This window comes from Pseudoalteromonas luteoviolacea (assembly GCF_001696455.1).
Taxonomy (GTDB): Bacteria; Pseudomonadota; Gammaproteobacteria; order Enterobacterales; family Alteromonadaceae; genus Pseudoalteromonas; species Pseudoalteromonas luteoviolacea_C.
This window is the reverse complement of the sequence record NZ_MAUJ01000001.1, coordinates 1,050,573-1,073,415: the sequence shown is the minus strand read 5'-3', so window position 1 is coordinate 1,073,415 and position 22,843 is coordinate 1,050,573. Positions and strand designations below refer to the sequence as shown.

20 protein-coding genes and 1 pseudogene are annotated in these 22,843 nt (G+C 41.6%); 18 read left to right on the top strand and 3 right to left on the bottom strand.

The window, feature by feature from the left end:
- The first annotated feature begins 44 nt into the window (after nucleotides 1-44).
- The 4 genes from A7985_RS04570 to A7985_RS04555 all read left to right on the top strand — a co-directional run bounded on the left by A7985_RS04570 (nucleotide 45) and on the right by A7985_RS04555 (nucleotide 2,614).
- Nucleotides 45-506 (top strand): pyridoxamine 5'-phosphate oxidase family protein, encoded by a 462-nt coding sequence (locus A7985_RS04570; RefSeq protein ID WP_065789219.1) that lies wholly within the window; start codon nucleotides 45-47, stop codon nucleotides 504-506.
- A gap of 502 nt (nucleotides 507-1,008) precedes the next feature.
- Nucleotides 1,009-1,464: a hypothetical protein gene (locus A7985_RS04565; protein ID WP_065789217.1), complete on the top strand. Its 456-nt coding sequence runs from the start codon at nucleotides 1,009-1,011 to the stop codon at nucleotides 1,462-1,464.
- Between the two features lie 231 nt (nucleotides 1,465-1,695).
- Complete coding sequence (locus A7985_RS04560) at nucleotides 1,696-2,109, top strand: GNAT family N-acetyltransferase (RefSeq protein WP_065789215.1); 414 nt, start codon at nucleotides 1,696-1,698, stop codon at nucleotides 2,107-2,109.
- 64 nt (nucleotides 2,110-2,173) lie between these two features.
- Nucleotides 2,174-2,614: a hypothetical protein gene (locus tag A7985_RS04555; protein ID WP_065789213.1), complete on the top strand. Its 441-nt coding sequence runs from the start codon at nucleotides 2,174-2,176 to the stop codon at nucleotides 2,612-2,614.
- A gap of 20 nt (nucleotides 2,615-2,634) precedes the next feature.
- On the opposite strand, the gene A7985_RS04550 is transcribed toward A7985_RS04555, so the two are convergent.
- Nucleotides 2,635-3,543 (bottom strand): LysR family transcriptional regulator, encoded by a 909-nt coding sequence (locus A7985_RS04550; protein ID WP_065789211.1) that lies wholly within the window; start codon nucleotides 3,541-3,543, stop codon nucleotides 2,635-2,637.
- Between the two features lie 216 nt (nucleotides 3,544-3,759).
- Here A7985_RS04550 and hutH point away from each other — a divergent pair, with 216 nt between their 5' ends.
- The 10 genes from hutH (at nucleotide 3,760) to A7985_RS04510 (ending at nucleotide 13,959) form a co-directional block, all read left to right on the top strand.
- A complete protein-coding gene (gene hutH, locus A7985_RS04545) occupies nucleotides 3,760-5,259 on the top strand; it encodes a histidine ammonia-lyase (RefSeq protein ID WP_065789210.1) in 1,500 nt (499 codons plus the stop codon).
- An 11-nt stretch (nucleotides 5,260-5,270) separates the two neighbouring features.
- Entirely contained in the window at nucleotides 5,271-7,271 is a 2,001-nt protein-coding gene (locus tag A7985_RS04540) for a urocanate hydratase (protein ID WP_065789209.1), read from the top strand.
- A 485-nt stretch (nucleotides 7,272-7,756) separates the two neighbouring features.
- Complete coding sequence (locus A7985_RS26370) at nucleotides 7,757-7,927, top strand: hypothetical protein (protein WP_155732892.1); 171 nt, start codon at nucleotides 7,757-7,759, stop codon at nucleotides 7,925-7,927.
- Between the two features lie 229 nt (nucleotides 7,928-8,156).
- The gene (locus A7985_RS04535) at nucleotides 8,157-8,771 is read left to right on the top strand and encodes an HAD family hydrolase (RefSeq protein ID WP_065789207.1); all 615 of its coding nucleotides are present in this window, start codon (nucleotides 8,157-8,159) and stop codon (nucleotides 8,769-8,771) included.
- A 404-nt stretch (nucleotides 8,772-9,175) separates the two neighbouring features.
- Nucleotides 9,176-10,810 carry a methyl-accepting chemotaxis protein gene (locus A7985_RS04530; protein WP_065789206.1) on the top strand — a complete coding sequence of 545 codons (1,635 nt, stop codon included), beginning with the start codon at nucleotides 9,176-9,178 and terminating at the stop codon, nucleotides 10,808-10,810.
- Between the two features lie 126 nt (nucleotides 10,811-10,936).
- A complete protein-coding gene (locus A7985_RS26815) occupies nucleotides 10,937-11,143 on the top strand; it encodes a GFA family protein (RefSeq protein ID WP_256096642.1) in 207 nt (68 codons plus the stop codon).
- Between the two features lie 312 nt (nucleotides 11,144-11,455).
- Complete coding sequence (locus A7985_RS04520; RefSeq protein ID WP_065789205.1) at nucleotides 11,456-11,812, top strand: VOC family protein; 357 nt, start codon at nucleotides 11,456-11,458, stop codon at nucleotides 11,810-11,812.
- 86 nt (nucleotides 11,813-11,898) lie between these two features.
- On the top strand, nucleotides 11,899-12,072 hold the full coding sequence (locus A7985_RS26180; RefSeq protein WP_141685261.1) for a DUF6435 family protein: 174 nt from the start codon (nucleotides 11,899-11,901) through the stop codon (nucleotides 12,070-12,072).
- Between the two features lie 144 nt (nucleotides 12,073-12,216).
- Complete coding sequence (locus A7985_RS04515) at nucleotides 12,217-12,642, top strand: hypothetical protein (RefSeq protein WP_065789203.1); 426 nt, start codon at nucleotides 12,217-12,219, stop codon at nucleotides 12,640-12,642.
- A gap of 213 nt (nucleotides 12,643-12,855) precedes the next feature.
- Nucleotides 12,856-13,959 carry a serine hydrolase domain-containing protein gene (locus A7985_RS04510; protein ID WP_065789201.1) on the top strand — a complete coding sequence of 368 codons (1,104 nt, stop codon included), beginning with the start codon at nucleotides 12,856-12,858 and terminating at the stop codon, nucleotides 13,957-13,959.
- Between the two features lie 77 nt (nucleotides 13,960-14,036).
- On the opposite strand, the gene A7985_RS04505 is transcribed toward A7985_RS04510, so the two are convergent.
- Complete coding sequence (locus tag A7985_RS04505) at nucleotides 14,037-14,864, bottom strand: CvfB family protein (protein WP_065789199.1); 828 nt, start codon at nucleotides 14,862-14,864, stop codon at nucleotides 14,037-14,039.
- Between the two features lie 3 nt (nucleotides 14,865-14,867).
- Nucleotides 14,868-16,196, bottom strand: coding sequence for a DEAD/DEAH box helicase (locus tag A7985_RS04500; protein ID WP_063373801.1), 1,329 nt, complete (start codon nucleotides 16,194-16,196; stop codon nucleotides 14,868-14,870).
- A 265-nt stretch (nucleotides 16,197-16,461) separates the two neighbouring features.
- Between A7985_RS04500 and trhO the strand changes: the two genes are divergently transcribed.
- From trhO to A7985_RS04480, 4 genes and pseudogenes are all read left to right on the top strand, one after another.
- Nucleotides 16,462-17,448, top strand: coding sequence for an oxygen-dependent tRNA uridine(34) hydroxylase TrhO (trhO, locus tag A7985_RS04495; protein WP_065789197.1), 987 nt, complete (start codon nucleotides 16,462-16,464; stop codon nucleotides 17,446-17,448).
- Between the two features lie 253 nt (nucleotides 17,449-17,701).
- The gene (locus A7985_RS04490) at nucleotides 17,702-18,808 is read left to right on the top strand and encodes a sensor histidine kinase (protein ID WP_065789195.1); all 1,107 of its coding nucleotides are present in this window, start codon (nucleotides 17,702-17,704) and stop codon (nucleotides 18,806-18,808) included.
- Between the two features lie 14 nt (nucleotides 18,809-18,822).
- Entirely contained in the window at nucleotides 18,823-19,665 is an 843-nt protein-coding gene (locus A7985_RS04485) for a LytR/AlgR family response regulator transcription factor (protein ID WP_065789192.1), read from the top strand.
- Nucleotides 19,666-19,940: 275 nt separating this feature from the next.
- Nucleotides 19,941-22,595, top strand: a pseudogene (locus tag A7985_RS04480) (family 16 glycosylhydrolase); the annotation flags it as partial.
- Nucleotides 22,596-22,843: the final 248 nt, after the last annotated feature.

Below are 22,843 nucleotides of genomic sequence, written 5' to 3'. Positions count from 1 at the left end.
TAAATTAAATTGTTAGACATCAACTATTCGAAGGGCTCGGTGACGTGGAATTAAAAGAGTATGTAAATAAAAGTGTGCTGTGTTGGCTTGCCACCGTTGGCGAAGATATGGCACCCAATGTTTCTCCAAAGGAAATATTTACGTTGCTAGACGAAGATACACTATTAATTGCCAACATTGCTTCACCGATAAGTGAACGCAATATTATAGCAAATGCTCGCGTGTGTGTTTCTTTAATTGATGTATTTGAGCAAAGAGGGTTTAAGCTCAAAGGGACTGCTGAAGTTATCGAGCCTAACTCAGATATCGGCGAGGAATATTTGAGGTCAATCCGTACAATTGCTGACGAAAGTTACCCGGTTAAAAATATTTTTGTCATCAAAATTGAATCTAAATCCAAGATCATGGCACCAAGCTATTTCTTATTCCCAGAGACAACGCCTGACAGTCAAATTAAAAATGCACTGACCACATATCAAGTTTCACATTATCAACACAAGCGATGAGTAACGATCAAAGCTACTCTAATCTAGCGTTTTGTACATAAATTAATGTGGCCTGTATTGGGTCACAAATGTTCGTTTATGTTCACAAAAAGTCATATTAATCTTAGATATGGATAAGTGTCCCTTTGTGAATACTTAATTGTTTAGTTTATCATTTTAAGAATTATATATTTATGAAGAATTGATAGTCTTGATCTTTTTCAATTTCGTATCAATAGCGTATCACTTACTCTTCTTTAAATTTCTTAAGCTCAAAGTCCTTGTTAGGTTACATTGTTGAGTTTATAGGCTTATTTCAATTGGAAAAATTAATAAATTAATTATTTTTTCAAATAAATCAGCAATTAATTTGTTCTATGTGTTATTTCTCTTTCTGGAAAGTTGTGTTATTTGCAGTAAAATTTGTTTTTTTACGGTGTTTTTTAGGCGTTGACGGTAACTTTATAACCTGAGAGCTTAATGAGAGTTTTTAATAAGTAACAATAATCAAAAGGAAATTAATATGAAAACTTATTTATTACTTGCAGTGATTGGGCTTAGCACGGCTAGTTTAACTAGCCAAGCGGCGGTAGTAGAGTGTGTGATCAGTGGCACGCCTACACCTCAAGAGTGGTCAGCAAATTTTTGCTCCAGCCAAACAGTATCGCCAGTGTCTTCAGTTGTATTTAGACTTAATGCGAGTAAACCAGTTGCTGAAGTAACTTGGTCATACTATGGCAGTGCTGGTAGATGGGATTGTAATAACGGTCAATACTGTAGGTTTACTAACAGTAGTCGCCAACCAAGTGGTAATGCAGAAGCATGCGCACGTCGAGTATTGTATACCGATGGTACTTGGGAAAGCCTCAACTCTTGTGCTTACGGTACATATTGGTATGGGAATGGCCCGATCCTCAAGCAATTTGATGTTGAAGTTTCTGAAGAAGATCTCTCATCTAGCGCCAATCATTTGTACTAACCTTCTGTATTTAAATGTGGTTCTGTGTTAACAGAGCCACTTACGACCTTGTTACCAGCACTTAGTGCATTTACTGTTAGTAATTTTAATTGATTCACACCAATAGGCTTAACCTTGAGTCTATAAAGAATTTATTAAGACGTTTTTGTCCACTTGGTGGTATAAATTAATAACTGTATATGTATACAGTATTTGTGTATCATGCTCTGAAACGTTAATAAGGAGCGTCGTATGACACACAAAATTGAACTCACAGTGCCAACCCCTCAAGAGTATTGCGCAATGCGCGTAAAAGCTGGGTTGTCCGGAAAGTCGTTAGAAGCTGCACAAATTGGACTGAAAAACTCGCTGTATGGTGTGTCTATTCGAAATGAACAAAATACATTAATCGCCATGGGTAGGGTAGTTGGCGATGGTGCGTGTAACTTTGAAATTGTAGATGTCGCAGTGGATCCAGAATATCAAGGTATGGGACTAGGTAGAAAGGTTATGGAGTATATTGACACGTACTTAGTGTCGGCAGTCTTTGAAGGTTCATATGTTTCAATGATTGCGGATGAACCCCTATTTTACGAGAAACTAGGGTATCGATTAGTTGCACCCAAGAGCCAAGGTATGACCAAAAAATTCCAAGTTATTAAATAGATAATTTAAATTTTTATGTATTTGCTTTATGCTACGAGTAATTAGTTAAAGAAAGCCAAAAAATATGACACCCTTGCCTGAAGTGTTTATGGGGTACAATATTAAGCCAATCGACTTTAAGAAATTCACTGAACTTTGCTACATGTTAGAGCGCTATGGCAAAGTTCAGGTCAAGGATATCCAAGGCTTCGAATACCCAAAAAACTACTATAGCGCCACTTTTCAAAGTGAAAGTAATCGTTTTAATATGTATATGAACTGTTACTGCTCATATTTGGCGTTTGGTGTAGTGCAAGATGAGGGCATTTCTTTTATACAAAATGCTGCTTTAAAATCTCTAATTAACAGCTATTATCCGTGTATTTATGTAGTGCCGATGAACGAATTATCGAAAAATATTCAACAAGCACACATAGCGCAATTCTCGCACAATGGGCGTGCAGCACTTAAAGTTTGGTTACCTTTAACAATGGGTGAAGCACTATTTTCATGGTTTTTTGACTAAATTAAAATCCATTCACGAGTTTAGCTGTTTTGTAAAACAGCATGACTTCTTTTAAGTTCTTCAATAATTGCATTGGCCAGCGGTGACATACTGCTGTTCTTTGCAGTGATCAATACAACCGGAATCTTATAAGAATATTTTTTTGGTAAAATAGCTTTAAATAAACCCTTATCAACCCAATAGCTGGCGTAGTGTTCTGGTAAGTAACCAATAAACTCTCCTGATAAAATCAAGTGCGCTATCCCTTCATCATGATACGCAATACCGCTATTTTGATAGTTTAAGCCATCGTTTCGTGTTTCTTTATCTCGCATGTAATTACTAGTGACGACTTCCGCTCGTTTTAGCAGTTTAGTAATGTCAGAATCTTTACAGTCAAATAAAGGATGGCCTTGTGCACAGTATAAAAAGTTGGTTTCGTCATGTAATGGGTAGTAATCCAAACCTCTTAAATGATGACGACTGACACCGAGACCTACTAAGGAACGGCCATTAATGACCGATGTTTCGACTTCTCTTGCTTCACAAACATTAATTTCAAATTGAATGTTACCGCCTTTAGCTTTTAAAGTAGAAATTGCGCGAGCAACGCCACAACGCGGATCGCTGACCATCGTATCAATGGTTGCTATTGTTACACGTCCAGAAAGTTCGTTTTTGGAGCTGGCAACAGTGGTTGCAAAAGCTTCGCATTGTTGCAGTAACTCTAAGGAGGCTTGATAAGTTACGCGACCGGGCTCAGTTAATTCGAAGCCACCTCGACCGCGCTTGCAAAGTTTGATGCCCAGTCTAACTTCGAGATCCGAGAGATGTGAGCTAATAGTCGAGCGGCCAATATTAAGCCTAGACTCTGCTGCGGAGAGTCCACCGCACTCAACGATGGCAACAAAAATTCTGAGTAGTCGTAAATCAACGTCATGAACTTGCACTTATCTAGCCTTTTAAATTGGTTACCACTTTATTTTTCAGACAATTGAACACCATTTGTGCAACAAAGTTTCGGTGTTCATCCGTCAGACTTTTAAGTTTGATAAATCTGGAATGAATTACGATTATTATGCATTTATAAAACATCTACGGCAAGCTAACATTGCGTCATCAAAGCACATGGTTGCTAAAGAAGCACAAGTATTTAGGAGAATATGATGACGTTTAGATATGGTGTTGATCGTCTGAACCTTGATATTGTAAACGGCATTGCCGATGGCAGTATTAAAGCGGAGCTTTGTCAGGAAGCTTTAGATAAAATTAACAAGAGCCGTCAACGTGTAGACAAAATGGCTGCGTCTGATAAAGCAGTGTATGGTATTAATACTGGTTTTGGCCCGTTGTGTGATACACAAGTTTCTCCTGAAGAAACCAAGTTACTACAGAAAAACCTACTTATCACGCATGCTGTAGGTGTTGGTAACCCAATCGCCAAGTCTATCTCTAAGCTGATGCTTATCACTAAAGTACACGCATTAAGCCAAGGCTTTTCAGGTATTCGCCTTGAAGTGGTTAATCGTATGCTTAAGTTTATTGAGTTAGACATTATTCCTGTTGTGCCAGAGCAAGGCTCTGTAGGTGCATCTGGTGATCTTGCGCCACTGTCTCATTTGTTCTTACCACTACTGGGTGAAGGTGAATTTTGGGTAGGTGAAGAAATACAACCTGCGGCTAAAGTACTTGCAGACAATAACCTAGAAGCAATGGACCTAGACTCGAAAGAAGGCCTTGCGCTTATTAATGGTACTCAGTTTATTTTATCTCACGCTATTACTGGCTTGACCAAAATGCGCTACCTACTAGATCTTGCTGATGTTGCAGGCGCTATGAGTATTGAAGGCATGCAGGGCAGCGAGCAACCGTTCCGTGAAGAACTGCATTCTATTCGTGCATTTGAAGGTAACATTGCAGTTGCAAAACGCATGCGTCATTTATTCAAAGATTCACAGAACATGGCAGATCATGAAGAGTGCGATCGCGTTCAAGACCCATATTCATTAAGATGTATTCCTCAGGTGCACGGTGCGTCTCGTAACGCATATAACCACTTAAAAGAGCTTGCTGAGACAGAGATGAACTCTGTGACAGATAACCCAATTGTGATCAGTGAAGAAGAAGCCATCTCTGGTGGTAGCTTCCATGGTCAGCCTTTAGCTATGGTACTTGATTACGCATCAATTGCAGCAGCAGAGCTTGGTAATATCTCAGACCGTCGCTGTTATTTACTACTTGAAGGCTTACACGGACTACCTCGATTGCTCACCACGTCTGGTGGTCTAAACTCAGGTATGATGATCCCTCAGTATACGACTGCGGCTTTGGTAACAGAGAACAAATCACTATGCTTCCCGCCATCTGCTGACAGTGTACCGACGTCGATGGGCCAGGAAGACCACGTATCAATGGGGAGTATTTCAGGTCGTAAATTCAATCAAATCTTGGGTAACCTTGAAAAGATTTTTGCTATTGAGTTGATGTATGCAGCGCAAGCTGTTGATTTTAGACGTCCGAATACATGTTCAGATATTATTGAACAGAATCATGCCTTGATCCGTACAAAGGTCGCGAAACTTGAAGAAGACAGACTACTTAAGCCAGACATCGATGCTATGGTTGAGTTTGTTAAGTCACAAGCATTTACGGTTACAGTGAACTAAGGAAATCCGACATGAATTTTCAAGAACAAATAAAGCAGGGGATCCCTAGCGAATTACCTGAAGCAAAGCCATATCCGGCAGGGGCAAACCGTGCGCCAAAGCGTAAAGATATTTTAAGCGCTGATGAAAAGCAGCTAGCAATCAGAAACGCACTGCGTTACTTCCCAAAAGCGTGGCACAAAGAGCTTGCAGTTGAGTTTGCACGAGAGCTCAAAGACTTTGGTCGTATTTATATGTATCGTTTTAAGCCTAACTATGAGCTTAAAGCGCGTTCAATCTCAGACTACCCAGCTAAATGTGAGCAAGCTGCGGCAATCATGTTAATGATTGACAATAACTTAGACCCAGCAGTTGCACAGCACCCAGAAGAGCTTATCACTTATGGTGGTAACGGCGCGGTATTCCAAAACTGGGCGCAGTACTTATTAGCGATGAAATATCTGAGCGAAATGGAAGAAGATCAAACGCTTCACATGTACTCAGGTCATCCAATGGGGTTATTCCCATCGTCAAAAGATGCACCACGTGTAGTTGTTACAAATGGTATGATGATCCCGAACTACTCTCAGCCAGACGATTGGGAAAAGTTCAACGCACTTGGCGTAACTCAATATGGTCAAATGACGGCGGGTTCTTTCATGTACATTGGGCCTCAGGGCATTGTACATGGCACGACAATTACCGTTATGAACGCATTCCGTAAAGTGCTTGAGAAAGGCGAAAGTCCAAAAGGTAAGATTTTCTTAACAGCTGGTCTTGGTGGCATGAGCGGTGCTCAACCTAAAGCAGGTAATATTGCTAACTGTATTACGGTATGTGCAGAGGTAAACCCTAAAGCGGCGATTAAGCGTCATGAGCAAGGTTGGGTTGATGAGCTGGTTGACAACATGCCTGACTTAGTTGCGCGTGTTAAAAAAGCACAAGCTGGCGAAGAAGTGGTGTCGATCGCGTTTATTGGTAATGTCGTTGATGTGTGGGAATCATTTTTAGAAGAAGATATCTTCATCCACCTAGGCTCTGACCAAACATCATTACACAATCCTTGGTCAGGCGGTTATTACCCAGTTGACATCAGCTACGAAGAATCAAATCGTCTAATTCGTGAAGAGCCAGAAGTCTTCAAAGAAAAAGTACAAGCAACGCTTAAGCGTCATGCAGATGCTGTCAATAAGCATACTGCCAAGGGTACTTACTTCTTTGACTACGGTAATGCATTCTTACTTGAATCATCCCGTGCTGGTGGCGATGTGATGGCCGCAAATGGTATCGACTTTAAATATCCGTCTTATGTTCAGGATATTTTAGGCCCGATGTGTTTTGACTATGGCTTTGGTCCATTCCGTTGGGTGTGTACATCTGGCAAACCTGAAGACCTAGATAAAACGGATGCAATTGCTGCAAAAGTACTTGAAGAAATCATGGCTGAGTCACCTGAAGAAATTCAGCAGCAGATGCAAGATAACATCACATGGATCAATGATGCGAAGCAAAATAAGCTCGTTGTTGGATCTCAAGCACGTATTTTATATGCAGATGCAGAAGGGCGTATGAAAATTGCGAAAGCCTTCAACGATGCCATTGAACGCGGTGAAATCGGGCCGGTAGTTTTAGGTCGTGACCACCATGATGTGAGTGGTACGGATTCACCATTCCGTGAAACGTCTAACATTTATGATGGTAGCCGCTTCACCGCAGACATGGCTATCCACAACGTAATTGGTGATAGCTTCCGCGGCGCGACTTGGGTGTCTATTCATAATGGTGGTGGTGTTGGCTGGGGTGAAGTAATCAACGGCGGTTTTGGTATGCTGCTTGATGGTTCAAGTGATGCTGAGCGCCGTTTGAAGTCAATGTTATTGTTTGATGTCAACAATGGTATTGCACGTCGTAGTTGGGCACGTAACGAAGAAGCCAATTTCGCAATCAAACGTGAGATGGAAAGAACACCTAAGTTAAAGGTCACATTGGCAAACAATGTAGACGATGAGCTATTAAACGGTTTATCTCTCTAATCCTGACGAAATTACAGGGCATGAGTCATGCCCTGTAATTTTACTCCTTGCACCTCACAATCTACTAATAAAACCAAGTATCCACCACCTTTAAAACGACTTTTTTTCCCCAGTTTTTCTGCGATATCCGATTTCTGTTCAAAGGTACGTCGACTTCTCAACGGCAAAACTCTTGATAAAGCCCCAACGAATAACAGATTAGCGAAAAAATTTATCGCTTTATCCTCATCAAAAAGTATTCATCTTTATGCAAGGGCCGGCACTTCCAGTTGGTAAATTATTCCAGTTTAAGATAAGAGATTGTTAAATGTGCTCAAAATGAATACATTCATAAGTATTTTAATGTCGATTAATCGAATTTAAAAGGTTGTATGATTCTTAATCTCATGTTGATTTAAATAAAAAATCCAATAAAAAGATCTTGATTGAATATATAAACCTGATATTGTGAGCGCGTTGAATGTAACTAACCAAAGGAAATTAATATGTTACTTAAACTTAGTAAAAAGAAAGTCAAAAACTTAAGCACTTCAAACAAAGCGCTTAACCCGCAGCAAACGCCTCAGATCGGTGGTGGTCAAGGCCTTGATTCTCTGGGCTGCTTACCAACTGTTAAGTGTCCTGTTTCTTGGCAGTGCTATTCAGATAACTGCTAATATCCCCCACACTCTAGCAGTCCTTAACCCTTGTTGTAGGCCTTAGTTGGCCTACTATAAAATATGACCCAGCTCTAGAATAAACGTCATCTAACCAAATCTGGCAATTGCTATCTCAACATACCTTACAGATTTTACATTGTAATACTTATTTCCCGTAGCACGATTAAAGTGTGTACAGTAGTATCTTTTTAAGCCTATTTGCGCCAATTACTAAAAAGGAAGTTATATGGAAACCACCATTAAAAATGTTGTATTTGATATAGGAAATGTGGTAGTTCGATGGTCCCCAGAAGACATTATAAGTATGACCTTTGGGAAGACATGCCCTAAGGATGGGCTAATTGAAAAGGTGTTTCACTCAGATATTTGGTTGGATTTAAACAAAGGTTTAATGACCGAGCAAGAGACAAAATTGAGGTATCAAAAGGAGCTTGGCTTGAGCCAGCAAGATTGCGAACGCTTGTTCCATTACATCAAGCATTCATTGATCCCTGTGTACAATACAGAGGCTTTGATTAAGCGAGTCAAAAAAGCAGGCTATCGAGTCTATGCACTCACGGATAATGTCCATGAAATTGTTGACTATTTAAAGGAAACCTATCAATTTTGGCCATTATTTGAAGGTGCGATTGTGTCGGCAGATTTGGGCTTGCTCAAACCTCAACCCGCTATCTATGATGCGTTGCTGACACAATTCAGCCTAAATGCAAATGAAACCGTATTTATTGACGATATGCCCCACAATGTAGCGGGGGCAAAAGCGATGGGCATTGAAGCAATTCAATTTGAAGATGCAGGGCAATGTGAAATGGCGCTTAATAAGTTAGGGCTTGAGTTTTAGGCGACGTTGCAAAAGAGTGATTACCAAGCGGTAATGAAATTGCACTTACACGTATCTTAATTAGGCTCTCAGATAGAGTGGTATTAATTTTCTTAACTTGGTGGCAATGGGCCACCGATCCCCTTATAGGAAATGCGTAGTGGTTCAATCAATTATGACAAAGCAAAATTCTAGTTCTAAATAATTGAATCGAATAAGGAGTTGTAAGTTGGAGCCGTTGTTTCAGCGGGCACAAATAAAATAACCAGTTTTTAAAATAGCATGATTGTCTCCACATTGGTCTCTTGCATTTCAGACTCAGAAACTGTGCGACCAAATTCTTTAAAGCGCTGTACATATCAAAGCTGAAAAGTAAGTATTACTTACTATATTTGTATGAGGTACCATACAAATAGTGGCCATTTATGAACCTGAAAAGCCTCCAAGTAAAATATTCACTTCTCTTCATTGCGATTTCTGTGTTTTTTGTCGTTGTTGTCTTAATAAATTTATATCTTATTAGTAAGACCGAACAAAGTTTGGATGAAGTGGGCAATAAGTTTAACCCAGCTATTTCAGCTGTTATCAATGCTGACAGAGACTTGTATCAAGCACTATCTGCTGAACAACATGTTTTGTATATAACGGACTTACAAGCAGGTTATCAAAAGCTATATGCAGATTATCAAGAAAACGCGCAGCAAGCGTTAGATCGGATGAATAGGTACCGGAGTCTCATGGCAGAATACCCCAGTGCGCTCGCACCATTAAGCGGATTTGATAGCCAATATCGAGCTTGGTTAAGTGACTCACAAAAAGTCTTCGACCTTATTCGTCAGGGTGAGCGTGGCGCTGCTATTGAGCAAAGTGAAGGTGCTGCGAGTCAAAGTTTTAATGCGCTTAGAGACTACTTCAATGTGGCCGGTGAGGCGGCTGATAACATTAGTGGTCGCGTTAGTTCAGAGTCCATCAGTGAGGTGAATAGTACGTTAACTGTGATCCTGATTTTCAGTGCCATTGTGATTGGTATGATCATCGCCATCGGCATGATTGCTCCGAAGAAAATGGCTAATGCACTTAATGACCTCGTTTACCAATTGCGAGATATGAGCAAAGGTGATGGTGATTTGACGAAACGAATCAACTCGACACGTGAAGATGAATTGGGTGATGTAGCTAGGGAGTTTGACAACTTTGTTGCTGGTTTGTCCGAGTTAATTCGCACGATTGTTGATGAGACAGTGGCTGTTACCAATGGTGTGGAAGCTTTAGAGAAAGGCTCGAAAAGCATTCATGACACTTGCTCTAATCAACTGCAGGCGATTGAGGTCATTGTAACCGCAGTGAATGAGATGTCTTATGCGATTAAGGAAGTTGCTGAAAATGCGAGTTCAACGGCGCAGGATCTTGCAGATGTGAATCAACTGACCGATGAAGGTACAAAAGTCACCAATAAAACTGTTACAGAGATCAATCAGCTCTCGGAGATTATCGCAACCGCCTCTCAAACGATATCTAAAGTGTCTGAAGATTCTACCAATATTACTTCAGTGCTTGATGTGATACGCGGCATAGCAGAGCAAACTAACTTGTTAGCGCTCAATGCAGCTATTGAAGCTGCGAGAGCGGGTGAGCAGGGCCGAGGGTTTGCCGTTGTGGCAGATGAAGTGAGAACACTTGCCAGCAAAACGCAGCAGTCCACAGAAAACATCCAAGAGATGATCGCAAATTTACAGCAGGGTGTTGGGCAAGCGGTTACCTCAATCGAAAAAGGCAATGACTCTACACAATCTACGGTGGATTGTTCCGCACAAACGCTAGAGTCGTTAGGCCAAATAGCGACTGCGTCTCAACGGGTGTCTGATATGGCTTTGCAAACAGCAACAGCAACAGAAGAGCAGAGTAAGGTGACAGACGATATCAGCAGCAATCTGACACGTATGTCTGAGGGAACTCGCGAAAACTTTGACACTGCCGTTGAAAACGAATCTGTTGCAGACCAAGCAATGGCCAGCGCGGATAGATTAAGGCAAGCTGTCGGTGGGTTTAAATTAGATTAGACAAAAAAGCACTGGAATAACTAAATTATCCATCGTTAATTGACTGAGTCTGTCAAAAGCGTCTTTTGTATAATGTAAAGGCCTTTATTCTGTATTATATGATAACGATAATTAAGGAGTACTCGGATGACAAAGGTTTATCAAGGAGGGTGTCTGTGTGGCAATATTCGATTTGAGGCGTCTGGTCCTCCAAAAAATCCTCATACTTGTTCATGTAAAATGTGTCAGCGTCACGGTGGTTCGTTAACGCAGGCATGGGTCGAATTTGAAAAAGACAATGTCGCTTGGGTTGGTCAGGGGAGTGTGCCTAAACAGTGGCGCTCCTCTGAATAGTCATCTCGCTGTTTCTGTGATAAATGCGGTAGTACAATAGGTGCGATTGATGATGCCCCTGTGGTAGCGCTGGTTTTGGGAACATTTGACCAACCTAATCGAAAAGAATTACGCCCAACTGCTCACTCGTACATTTCTAAGAAACCTAAATGGTGGAGTGTACATGTTGAAACGTAATTTATGGCAGTTCGGTTCAGCTTGTTTTACTGTCAAGGTTGGCGTTAGTATGCGGTTATGCTGGAATACATAAATCGAAATTCGGTAAAAGTTTACTGAGCTTCAAAAATAAATAAGAAAATAGACAGGTTTATTATGCACCAACATGAAAAACTAAATTACGTAGAATTTGCCGCCAATGATTTGAGCGCGACTAAAGCATTTTTTAATTCTGTATTTGCATGGGAGTTTGTTGACTATGGGCCAGAATATACGGCGTTTTCAAACCAAGGTTTAGACGGCGGGTTTTACAAGGCGGACATGTACAGTCATCCAAGCGGAGGCGGTGCATTATTGGTCTTTTACAGTAATAATATCCAGGCAACGCTTGATAAGGTGGTGAAGCATGGTGGTGAGATAGTAAAGCCGATTTTTGATTTCCCTGGCGGGTGTCGTTTTCACTTCAAAGAGCCTAGTGGCAATGAGTTTGCCGTCTGGTCGGAGAAAAAGTAGTCAGTTATCGCTCTTTAACAAATGCGGTGATCCCTACCGAATTTTGCTTCGTTTAAGAAAGCGAAGCAATTAACGAGGGATGCAACATGTTTGGTATTTTTAAATCCAATCCAACAAAAAAATTGAGAAAATCACACAGCATATTGCTTGAAAAAGCAATGCATGCGCAGAGGAATGGAGATATTAGAGGGTATGCCATGCTCACCGCAGAAGCGGATTCTTTATGGCAAGAAATAGAGCGTATTGAGCGTCAACAATAAGTCAGTAATAGCATGCCCATCCGATTTTAATTTGCCACTTCTTGAAATATAAAGTTTATATTAAACATACACACGCACACTGGTTTATCGTACTTCCTTGCAAGTATAATAAATAGGAACAATTATACTGAAAGGGATTTAACAATGAAATTTTTACCAATTGCGCTGACATTGTTACTCGGTGCATGCAGTTCTACTGTTTATAAATCAGAGCAAACAATGGAATTGATTGCGGCATCTGAAGCAAACGCGCCTCATGGTGTAAGCGGCACATTTGAGTTTGAGATTAAAGGCTCAGGAAAAGTAGATGGCGAAGTTTTTTTAAATACTGAGGAAAATTTCAGAGATAGGCGTTCAATAAGCATTGCTTTGTCTCCAAAAGTGGTCATGGCATTCATACGAAAAGAAGGCTTAAGTCCCAAAATTTATTTCCTAGACAAAAAGATTCAAGTGACCGGCGAAGCAAAGCGCAAGAAGGTTTTTTTAACGTCTAATGGCAAAAAGATGCGTAGCTACTTTTTTCTAACCGAAATTAACGTTACTTCATTAGATCAGATTAAAGAGCTCTAATCTACATTTTGAATAACACCTAAACTGAAAACGAGCTTAGGATCGCACAAATCCTAGCTCTTTTCATGAAATACCTACTGAATAGTTATTTTAATTTTCATATTTCCAGCTTTTAACTTTCATTCTAATAAAAAAGCGATATCTTGTTATTAATTGAAAACATTATTGTTTTTATTACTAATGTATCACCATCAAACAAAAAATAAGAAATCTATGAACATAAGCTTTGTACCATTAAAAAAACTCAAATTTCCTCTGCTTTTAGCGGTTAGTTTGTTTACATCTCAACTAGTAAAAGCAGATGAAGTCGATGCGCTTATTACAAAAATAATGGCTGAGCGCAATATTCCTGGTTTACAACTCGCTGTCGTTAAAGATAAGAAGATTGTAAAAACGCAAAGCTATGGCGTCGCAAATTTGCAGGATGATATTGCAGTAACTAACAATACCGTTTTTTCCATTAACTCTATGACCAAAGCCTTTACAGGTGTAGCGCTCGTACAGCTGGTGGAAAAGGGCGTGATTAGCCTTGATGACGAAATCGGCAAGCATCTTCCGGAGTTACCAAAGGCTTGGCATAAAATTCAGATCAAGCATTTGATGGCCCATACATCGGGCTTACCGAAAATACTAAGCGGTTACTACATTGATTTGATTGTAAGGGGAAATCCAAAAGCGGCTTGGGAAAAGGTACAAACGTTGCCAATGATATCTGACATAAACACGCGCTTTGATTACAACCAAACGGGCTACGTCATTATTGGAAAAATCATCGACAAATATGTGGATGGGAGTTTTGTTGAATTTATAACCGATCATCAATTAAAGCCAGTCGGTATGCATTTGACAGCAAAGTCGGGTTTCGAATACATGACGCCAGTGATAAAAAATCAAGCTCGTCAGTATTTGTATGAACATAAAGACGGGCGCTTCGTTAATATCTACGGGCATTTTTCCTATATGATGAGAACGGCTGCGGGTATGAATTCAACCGCGACTGAGCTTGCACATTATTTAATCGCACTTCAGTCACACAAGCTCGTTAAGAATACCAAACTGCTTTGGGCACCAATCAAATTAAACAATGGCAAAATAGAAGGCTTTAGTAAGCTCGAAAATGGCTATGCGATTGGCTGGCAAGTATTAGACCGCGAGCATCACCCAGCGGTGAGCGCAAGTGGTGGCAATGCGGTATCTATGATTTATTACCCTGAAAATAATGTGTCGATTGTAGTATTAACAAATTTAGTGGGGGCGTTGCCCATCCAATTTGTAGACAATATTGCTGCGCTTTATATTGACGACTTTAAACGCTAAACAGAGTTGATATATAGTAGGGCTTGATAGGGTTCATTAGGTGATTTGTGCAAAGTGCTCAAATCACCTAAGGGTAATTACTTACGAAGCGAAATTGATGTGGCTTCTATGTCAATTTTGCCTTGCTTGAACAGCCCACCAATAGCCTTTTTGAAGTTTGCTTTACTGGTCGAAAAAGCTTGCTTAATTTGTTGAGGATCGGACTTATCACCCAGTGGTAAAAACCCATTGTTCTCTTCTAGCTTAGCTAGAATTTGCTCGCCTAAGCCTGAAATCTTCTCAATCCCTGGCTTTTCAAGTAACACATCAATTTTGTCTCCCTCACGTACTTGCTTAACATAGCCTTTCATACGTTGGCCAATGTACATACGCTTGAATACCGTGTTAAAAAACACCATACCAAAATGGGTTTCATTGATGACGACTTTATAGCCAAGGTCGGTTTTTGAGGCAATGATCAGGTCAACTTCTTCAAACTTACTGTAGTTTGCTGGGGTTTTATTGACAAATTTATTGATATTGCTCGAAGCGCACAGGCGCTTACTCGCATTATCTAAGTACAGCTTTACCAGATAACTGTAGCCTTCGCGCATTTTTGGCTTTTGCTCGTTGTAAGGCGCAAGGACGTCTTTGGCAATCCCAAGGTCCATGAACGCACCAACTTTGTTGATTTGTTTCACACGTAACAGCGCGAACTCACCCACCTGCGCGATCGGTGCTTTTGTGGTTGCACAAGGGTGCCCTTGGTTGTCTGAATAGATGAACACTTCAACATTGTCGCCTTCTTCTAAATATTCAGGTTTTTCATCCAAAGGTAAAAACACATCGCCAAGCTCTTTACCGTCTAGATATGCGCCTTCAGCGCTGATCTCTTCAATCATTAAAAATTGCTTAGTACCTAGCATGGTTTATTCCTCGGCTGGCTTTGGTTTTCTACGAAGTGGTGCGTTGCCATCCACGTCAAATGGGGCTGCAATCGGCTTTTTAGGTGCCTTAGGCTTTTTCGTAAACTTACGTTTTTGCTCAGGCTTTTTACCAGCAGCAGGCTTTTTACCTTTATACGCTGGTTTTTTAGGCTTTTCTTTAAATCCTTTGAATTTACCTTCTAGACCTTCAATGGTGTGGAAAGTCAGCTTTTCTTTGAGATACTGTGCAATTGCTTGGTAGCTCTTCCAATCTTTTGGACCCACTAATGAAGCCGCAGTACCTTTAAAGCCTGCGCGGCCTGTACGTCCGATACGATGTACGTATTCTTCCGCTTGTTTTGGCAAATCAAAGTTGATGACGTGCGTAACGTTTAAAAGATCAAGACCACGTGATGCCACATCAGTTGTGACCAAAACTTTATATATACCACGGCTAAACGCATCCATAATATCAAGACGCTTGTTTTGCGCTAAATCACCCGCTAAACCAATGGCTTTAATTCCCATTTCGTTCAGTAAGTCACTCAAGCGCGTAGTATCTTGACGCGTTGCGGTAAAGATAATGCATTGTCCAACGTCATCTTGCTGCACAAAGTGTTTAAGTAACGCTTCTTTGTGGTCTAGGTGATCTGCAAAATACAACGCCTGTTGAATATCTTCGTGCTTTTCATTACTGCCGCTTAGTAGGATCTTTTTCGGCGACTTTAATAGCGCTTTTGCGGTAAGCTCAACTTGTGCATGTTCTAATGTCGCTGAAAATACCATGGTTTGACGAAGGCGATGATCGGCTTGACTATTAATGGCATTGAGTTGTTTATCAAAACCTAAATCAAGCATACGGTCTGCTTCATCAAAAATTAACAGCTCAAGACCTGCAAGGTGTAATGACTGTTGTTCAAGGTGGTCAGTGATACGACCTGGCGTGCCAATCACAAAATGTGGGTTTTTACGCAATGCTTTTACTTGGTCGTTAAAGTTTTCGCCGCCAAGCACTTTGGTTGCTGTCATTGACGTACCAGCAATTAATAAGCGGCACTGGGCAAATACCTGATTGGCTAGCTCGCGAGTCGGGGCAACAATGAGAACACGAGGGTCGCGTTTGCTCAGCGCTTTTTGTTTCATTACACGCTGTACCGCGGGTAACAAAAACGCCAAGGTCTTTCCTGAACCGGTTTTTGACTGTGCAAAAACATCGTGGCCTGCTAAAGCTGTGGGGATGGCATGTGCTTGAATTTCAGTAGGCTCATTAATTCCCTGATGTTGTAGTTGCTTTTCAAAGCGAAGGTCAAGGCCGAGTTCGGAAAATCTCAAAGTTACTTTCTCCAGTCATTATTCTAAAAAACGCGCCATTATAGCAAAGAGCCAGACAAAGGCACTATATAAATCTTAGTTTAAAATTGTTTTTGCTTTCGTTTTAATCACTTGGAATAAAAACTCAGCACTTGATTCTATGCTTTTTGCATTTGTTTTATAAATCCGTAAAATACACGCCTCAGCGCCGGATTTACGATTCGGTTTGTGCCTACGCGTCGTGTTTAAGTGTAGGTTGTTTTAAAGCTTATAAAAGAGAATTATTATGACTAAACCTTATGTTGTTTGTGCAATGTATAAGTTCGTTTCGTTGCCTAACTTTGAACAGATCCGTCAACCTTTATTGCAAATAATGGAAGAGAACGAAGTACGTGGTACTTTGCTACTTGCTGAAGAAGGTATTAACGGTACTGTGGCGGCAAAACGTGAAGGTATCGATGCGTTACTTGCATGGTTGGACAAGCAATCTGGTCTGGACAACATTGTTTATAAAGAGTCTTTTGACGAAACATGTCCGTTCTACCGTACTAAGGTGAAGTTGAAAAAAGAGATTGTGACCATGGGTGTGCATGGTATTGACCCCAAGAAAGTGGTGGGTACTTATGTTAAGCCTGAAGATTGGAATGCACTTATCTCTGATCCTGAAGTTGTATTGGTCGATACGCGTAATGATTATGAAATCGAGATTGGTACTTTCAAAAACGCCGTAGATCCTAAAACCAAAACTTTCCGTGAGTTCCCTGAGTGGGCTGAAAAAAACCTAGACCCTAAGAAGAACAAAAAAGTAGCAATGTTCTGTACTGGTGGTATTCGCTGCGAAAAATCAACTGCTTACATGAAAGAGCAAGGTTTTGAAGAGGTATATCACCTTGAAGGCGGTATCCTTAAGTATCTAGAAGATGTGCCAAAAGAAGAGACAATGTGGGAAGGTGAATGCTTTGTATTCGACAACCGCGTAGCGGTCGATCACGACTTGAACAAAGGTTCTTACGAGCAATGTCACGCTTGTCGTATGCCAATCACTGAAGAAGAAATGGAATTAGAGCAGTACATGGAAGGTGTATCGTGCCATCACTGCTATGACAATGTGACTGAAGAGCAAAAAGCGCGTTTTTCTGAACGCCAAAAGCAAATGGAGTTAGCTAAAGAGCGCGGAGAGGGCCACATCGGCCATGAAGCACAAGAAGCGCTTCGTCAACGTAAAGAACAAAAGCAGGCTCAAAAAGAAGCGCAGCGTAAGCAATCAGCTTAATTTGCCCTAACTTTTAAATAGGTTTACCTGTTTTAGACGCCCTCGGCCATTTTGGTTGGGGGCGTTTTTATTTGTACTTTTCACAATGCTTACTCAAGTAAAGCTGTTTTTTGTTTTGGATATTCTATAAATTCATAATATTCATATATTTAAATTTTCATTTGAGCGCGCTCAATTATGCTGTTGCTGATTTGGGTTCCTCTATGGTGTGCGCTTATACTGCAATTGGAAGAGTTTACACCGAACAACAATAATGAATACACCAACCCAGTCAGAACTGACAATTTCGCTCCAGGCCTTTTCAAAACAAAGCCACCAGTTTTGGTCATTACAGATCCTTGGGTGGCTCGGATATACAATGGTGGTGTTCATTTCCATCATTCACCCGCAGTTTGACGACAACGATTTTAACTTAAGAGGTCAGTTGCTTAATTTATCTGTTGAGGTGATCTGTGGCTTCATTTTGTCTTTCTTACAGTGGTCGATTATAAGGCGAATTGTACATTGGCCGCTTAAGCGCACTTTGATTGCGAGTTTTGCTAGCGCCGCTGTCCTTGGTTTGGTGTTTAATGTCATCAAGCTGGCATCATACAAAACCATTGTTTATCATCAAGTTTGGTATCAAGAGCTCAATATGCTTGAGTTTGGCGGCTGGTTTTTGTTTTCAGTTTCTACCATGTTTGTATGGACAGCCATATTCTTCATTATGTTATACAACGCCCGTTTGCAAAAAGAGCATGAAATGTTGCTCAGAGCCCAAACAGCCGCCAAAGATGCCCAACTTCAGATGCTCCGGTATCAGTTAAATCCCCACTTTATGTTTAATACGATGAATGCCATTTCTACTTTGATTATGAAAAAGGAGAATGACATGGCACAAGAGATGTTAGACAAACTCTGTGATTTCTTTCGTGCATCGCTTGAGCATGACGCATCAGATGCCAGCTATCTTGGCAAAGAACTTGAACTGTTAGATTTATACTTGAGTATAGAGAAGGTGCGTTTTTGCGAGCGACTCAATGTAAATTATGACGTAGACCCATACTCAAAACAGGCAAGGCTGCCACCATTAATATTGCAGCCAATCGTCGAAAATGCGATTAAATACGGTGTTGAGGCGAGAAAAAAACAAAATGTCATAGATATTAGCGTGACTAAACACGAGGCGCAGTTAGAGATCTTGGTAGAAAATGAAGGTGGGGAATCAGATAAACCCTATGAGAAAGGGTTTGGAATTGGTTTAAGTAACACCAAAGAGCGTCTAGACACCTTTTTTAATACGCCATGCCAGCTGAGTGTTGAGAATGGCAGTACAAAAACTCGCGTCACGATGGTTATTCCTTTTGTGATAGAAAAATAAGAATTGGATTAAATATGATTACAGCGGTATTGGTTGATGATGAACCTCTAGCCATAGAGGGGTTGAAGTTGCGACTCGAAAACATCTCTGATATTCAGGTGGTAGGAGAAGGGTTTGACGGCGATGATGCAATTCGTTTATGTCATGAGCATCAACCTGACGTGCTTTTTATTGACTTAAGATTGCCGGGGCTCAGTGGCCTTGAAGTGGTTCAAGGGCTGCAATCAGACACCATGCCTCTGGTTGTATTTGTCAGCGCATACAGCGATTATGCGATTGAGGCTTTCGAACTCAACGCGTTGGATTATTTAATGAAGCCCGTAAATCTGGGCAGATTGAAAAAAACGGTGGATAGAATACGCGACACCCTTGCTGAGTCAAAACATACGCCTAAAAGTGAAGAAAAAGCCAAGTTGTTAAAAGCATTAGGTGAATCTTCTGGGTTGAGTATTGCGCAGTTACAAGAGTGGCTTGATAAAGAAAGTGCGCCATTTCCAACGAAACCGAGACATGAATTACTGATCAAAAACCACGATAACGAGCAAGTGTTCTTGCGTGTTGACGACATTATGTGGGTCGATGCTGCCGGAGACTACATGTGTATTCACACAGAGAAGGAAAACTACGTTGTGCGGATCACGCTCAAGCGCCTCAGCGAAGAGCTCGATAACGGATCGTTTGCGCGGATCCACAAATCTACCCTAGTAAATGTGAATTTTGTTAAAAGTTTTACCACACTTAAAAATAATGAATCGATGTTGGATTTAGGGGGAGATATTAGGCTTAAAGTGAGCCGAAATTATAGTGACGCATTGAAGTCATTGTTGAAATCACGGGTGGGGGATGCATTTTTGTAACCCTTATGTCTCACATTTCATCGTGTAATTGTTTCGTCTTATCGTGCGCGGTGCAACTGCACCAGCATTGACGCAAAATTGCACCGCGATAGCGCATTTTAATTGTCACAATATTATCTTTCTATCAATATTTTAACTGCCAAATTTACATTTTTAATTTGCATTTAAAATAAATGCATTTGGCCAAATGACAACGATAAATGTGCCAAGGCTCACAGTGTGATGTTCGCTTTTAAGGTGAACATCACACTGTGAGCAAATGTGGAAGTGATGAAATGAAACCAACAGTAAACCAAGTGTTTGGCGTTTGCCTGCTGAGTGCGACACTGCAAGGGTGTGGCGGGGGCGCTGAAACGAACACTGATACCAGCCAAATATCACCAGAAGTTCCCGTATCTGATTGGCAACTCGTATGGAGTGATGAGTTCGACACAGACACCATTGATGCCAATAAATGGCTGCATGAAGTCAATTGTGACGGCGGCGGCAACAATGAACAACAGTGTTATACAGATAGCAATGAGAATTCTTATGTCGAAGATGGCATTCTTCATATTGTGGCTCTACCCGCCGCAGATGGAGAGCAAAAGCCCTATACATCAGCGAGATTGAGTTCAAAAAACAAAGCAGATTTCAAGTATGGACGTTTTGAAGTTCGTGCAAAATTGCCATCTGGCCAGGGAAGTTGGCCAGCATTTTGGCTTTTACCAACGGATGAAGTATATGGTGGGTGGCCAAAATCTGGTGAAATTGATGTTGTTGAGTCGGTTAACCTAAAAGCAAAACGAAAAGATGGGACTTTAGAGCGCCATGTATATGGCACATTGCATTATGGCAAAGATTGGCCAGACAACGAATCAAGTGGTAAAGAATATCTTTTGCCCAATGAGATGAATCCCGCTGATGACTTTCACACTTATGCGATTGAGTGGCAAGAAGGGGAAATTCGTTGGTATGTAGATGGCCACCTTTACCAAACTCAGCGCCGTTCGCAAGCGCTTTATAATGGTGATGGCGACGCCGTTGGGCTCATTTATCGCGGATGGTTCGCAGAGTATTTTGGGCAAGATTCTGGCGAGTTAGAAACCCATTGGGACAATGCGCCATATGACCAAGAATTCCATATGTTGCTCAATCTTGCGGTAGGTGGAAATTGGCCAGAAAGTGTCAATGAATTAGGTGTCGATGCGTCTGCCTTTGCCGATGGTCAACATTTTGAAATCGATTATGTGCGTGTGTATCAATGCCAAATCAACCCGGAAACCGGTAAAGGTTGCGACACCGTCCGCGGTGGGTTTGACAGCTTAGATGACGCATTGGTGGAGGGCAAAGCACCCACACCAATTCCTCCTTCTTCTGGCATTGCTCAGAATCTAGATATCTTTACTGGCACGCCAAATCCAAATTGGCCGGCTTGGGATTGTTGTGGGGGCTCTACACCTGGCTTAGTCGAGGATGCAGAAAAAGGCACAGTCTACGAGTTTATGGTTGGAGAAAGCCCAACCGTGAATGGATTCATTTCTCGCGAGGCATTTATTACTGATGAAGCGGGCACAGCTACGCCCTTTGATGCAAGCCCACTGCTCAGTAGCGGCACGCTGAGCTTTGATATGAAGGTCGTGAGTTTGCCAAGCGCTGCTGATACGCCGTGGTTGTTAAAAGTTGAGAGCGTTGATGCGTCTTCGGCCGTTGAAGTGCCATTAACCACCAGCGTTGAAGGCCAAGTGCCTACACTTGGCCAGTGGCAAACGTATACGTTTCCATTACAAGCGCTGGCTAATGGTGGCCTTAGCCTGAGTGCAATCGATGCAGTAATGATTTTTCCAACCTGGGGCAGTGGTGAAGGTGCGGTATACCAAGTTACTAACATGCGTATTGCCAGTGATAATGTGTCGGTACCTCAATCTTTTGTTATTTTTGAAGAGGCTGTGAATCCAGCATGGCCTTTGTGGGATTGTTGCGGCGGTACAACACCACAAATAGTAGAAGATGACGCTGAGCATGGTAATGTCGCCGAGTTTTCTGTGGGCAGTGAACCAACTGTATTAGGCTTTATCTCGCGTGTCGATAATATCGAAGAGGGTGTTTCTCCAATGCCATTTGACGCCTCGTCTATGTTTGCCGATGGTATGTTTCAATTCGAAATGAAAGTCGTCAATGCGCCTGATAACTCGGAATCTGTTTGGAAATTAAAGATAGAAAGTAATAACGCAGAGACGGCGGCAGAGCTGGATCTTACTAACAGCATCGAGGGACTAGCACCTGTAACGGGTGAATGGCAAACCTATACGTTTAAACTGGCTGATTTAGCAACTGCAGGTTTAGATGTAAGTGCAATTGACGTCGTGATGATTTTCCCAGCTTGGGGCACGGGCGAGGGCGCACTTTATCGCGTAGACAATTTAAAATTCTATCAACCAACTGAAGCACCTGCTTTCGAAGGGCATGTGCTATTTCAAGATGATGTACTCGCACAATGGTCGCTATGGGATTGTTGTGGTGGCACGACACCAATGATTGTAAATGACGACGCGCAACACGGTATGACTGCCGAATATACCATTGGCGCTGAACCAACCGTGGTAGGTTTGTTTGCAGATGATGGGGTGTATCTCGACAGCGCCGCCTTTTTACAATCCGGTGTGATTCAATTCGAAATGAAGGTCGTCAATGCGCCTGCGAACGCTGACTCTGTTTGGAAGTTTAAGATTGAATCTATGGATGCGACTACAGCGGTAGAGCTTGACCTATCAGCAAGCATTGAGGGTAAAGCGCCTGAGATTGGTCAATGGCAAACGTACACATATTCTTTGCAGAGTCTGGTCGCTGCAGGGTTAGATGTCACTGCGATTGATGTTGTGATGGTGTTTCCTGCTTGGGGAACTGGCGAAGGTGCCGTATTTAGACTAGACAACGTACTTATTTACAACCAAAGCTCAGTACCTCAGCCACAATCTCTGACTTTATTCAAAGACGGGCAAAACAGCAACTGGCCCATTTGGGATTGCTGCGGTGGTTCGACCCCTTCGGAGCAACAAGATGATGCTGAACATGGTGCCACGGCTGAATTTTCAATCGGCGCAGAGCCGACGGTGATGGGGTTTCTTGCAAACGAAGGCGCACACTTTGACGCCAGCGCTTTACTCACAGGGGGTGTTGTCCGATTTGACTTGAAAGT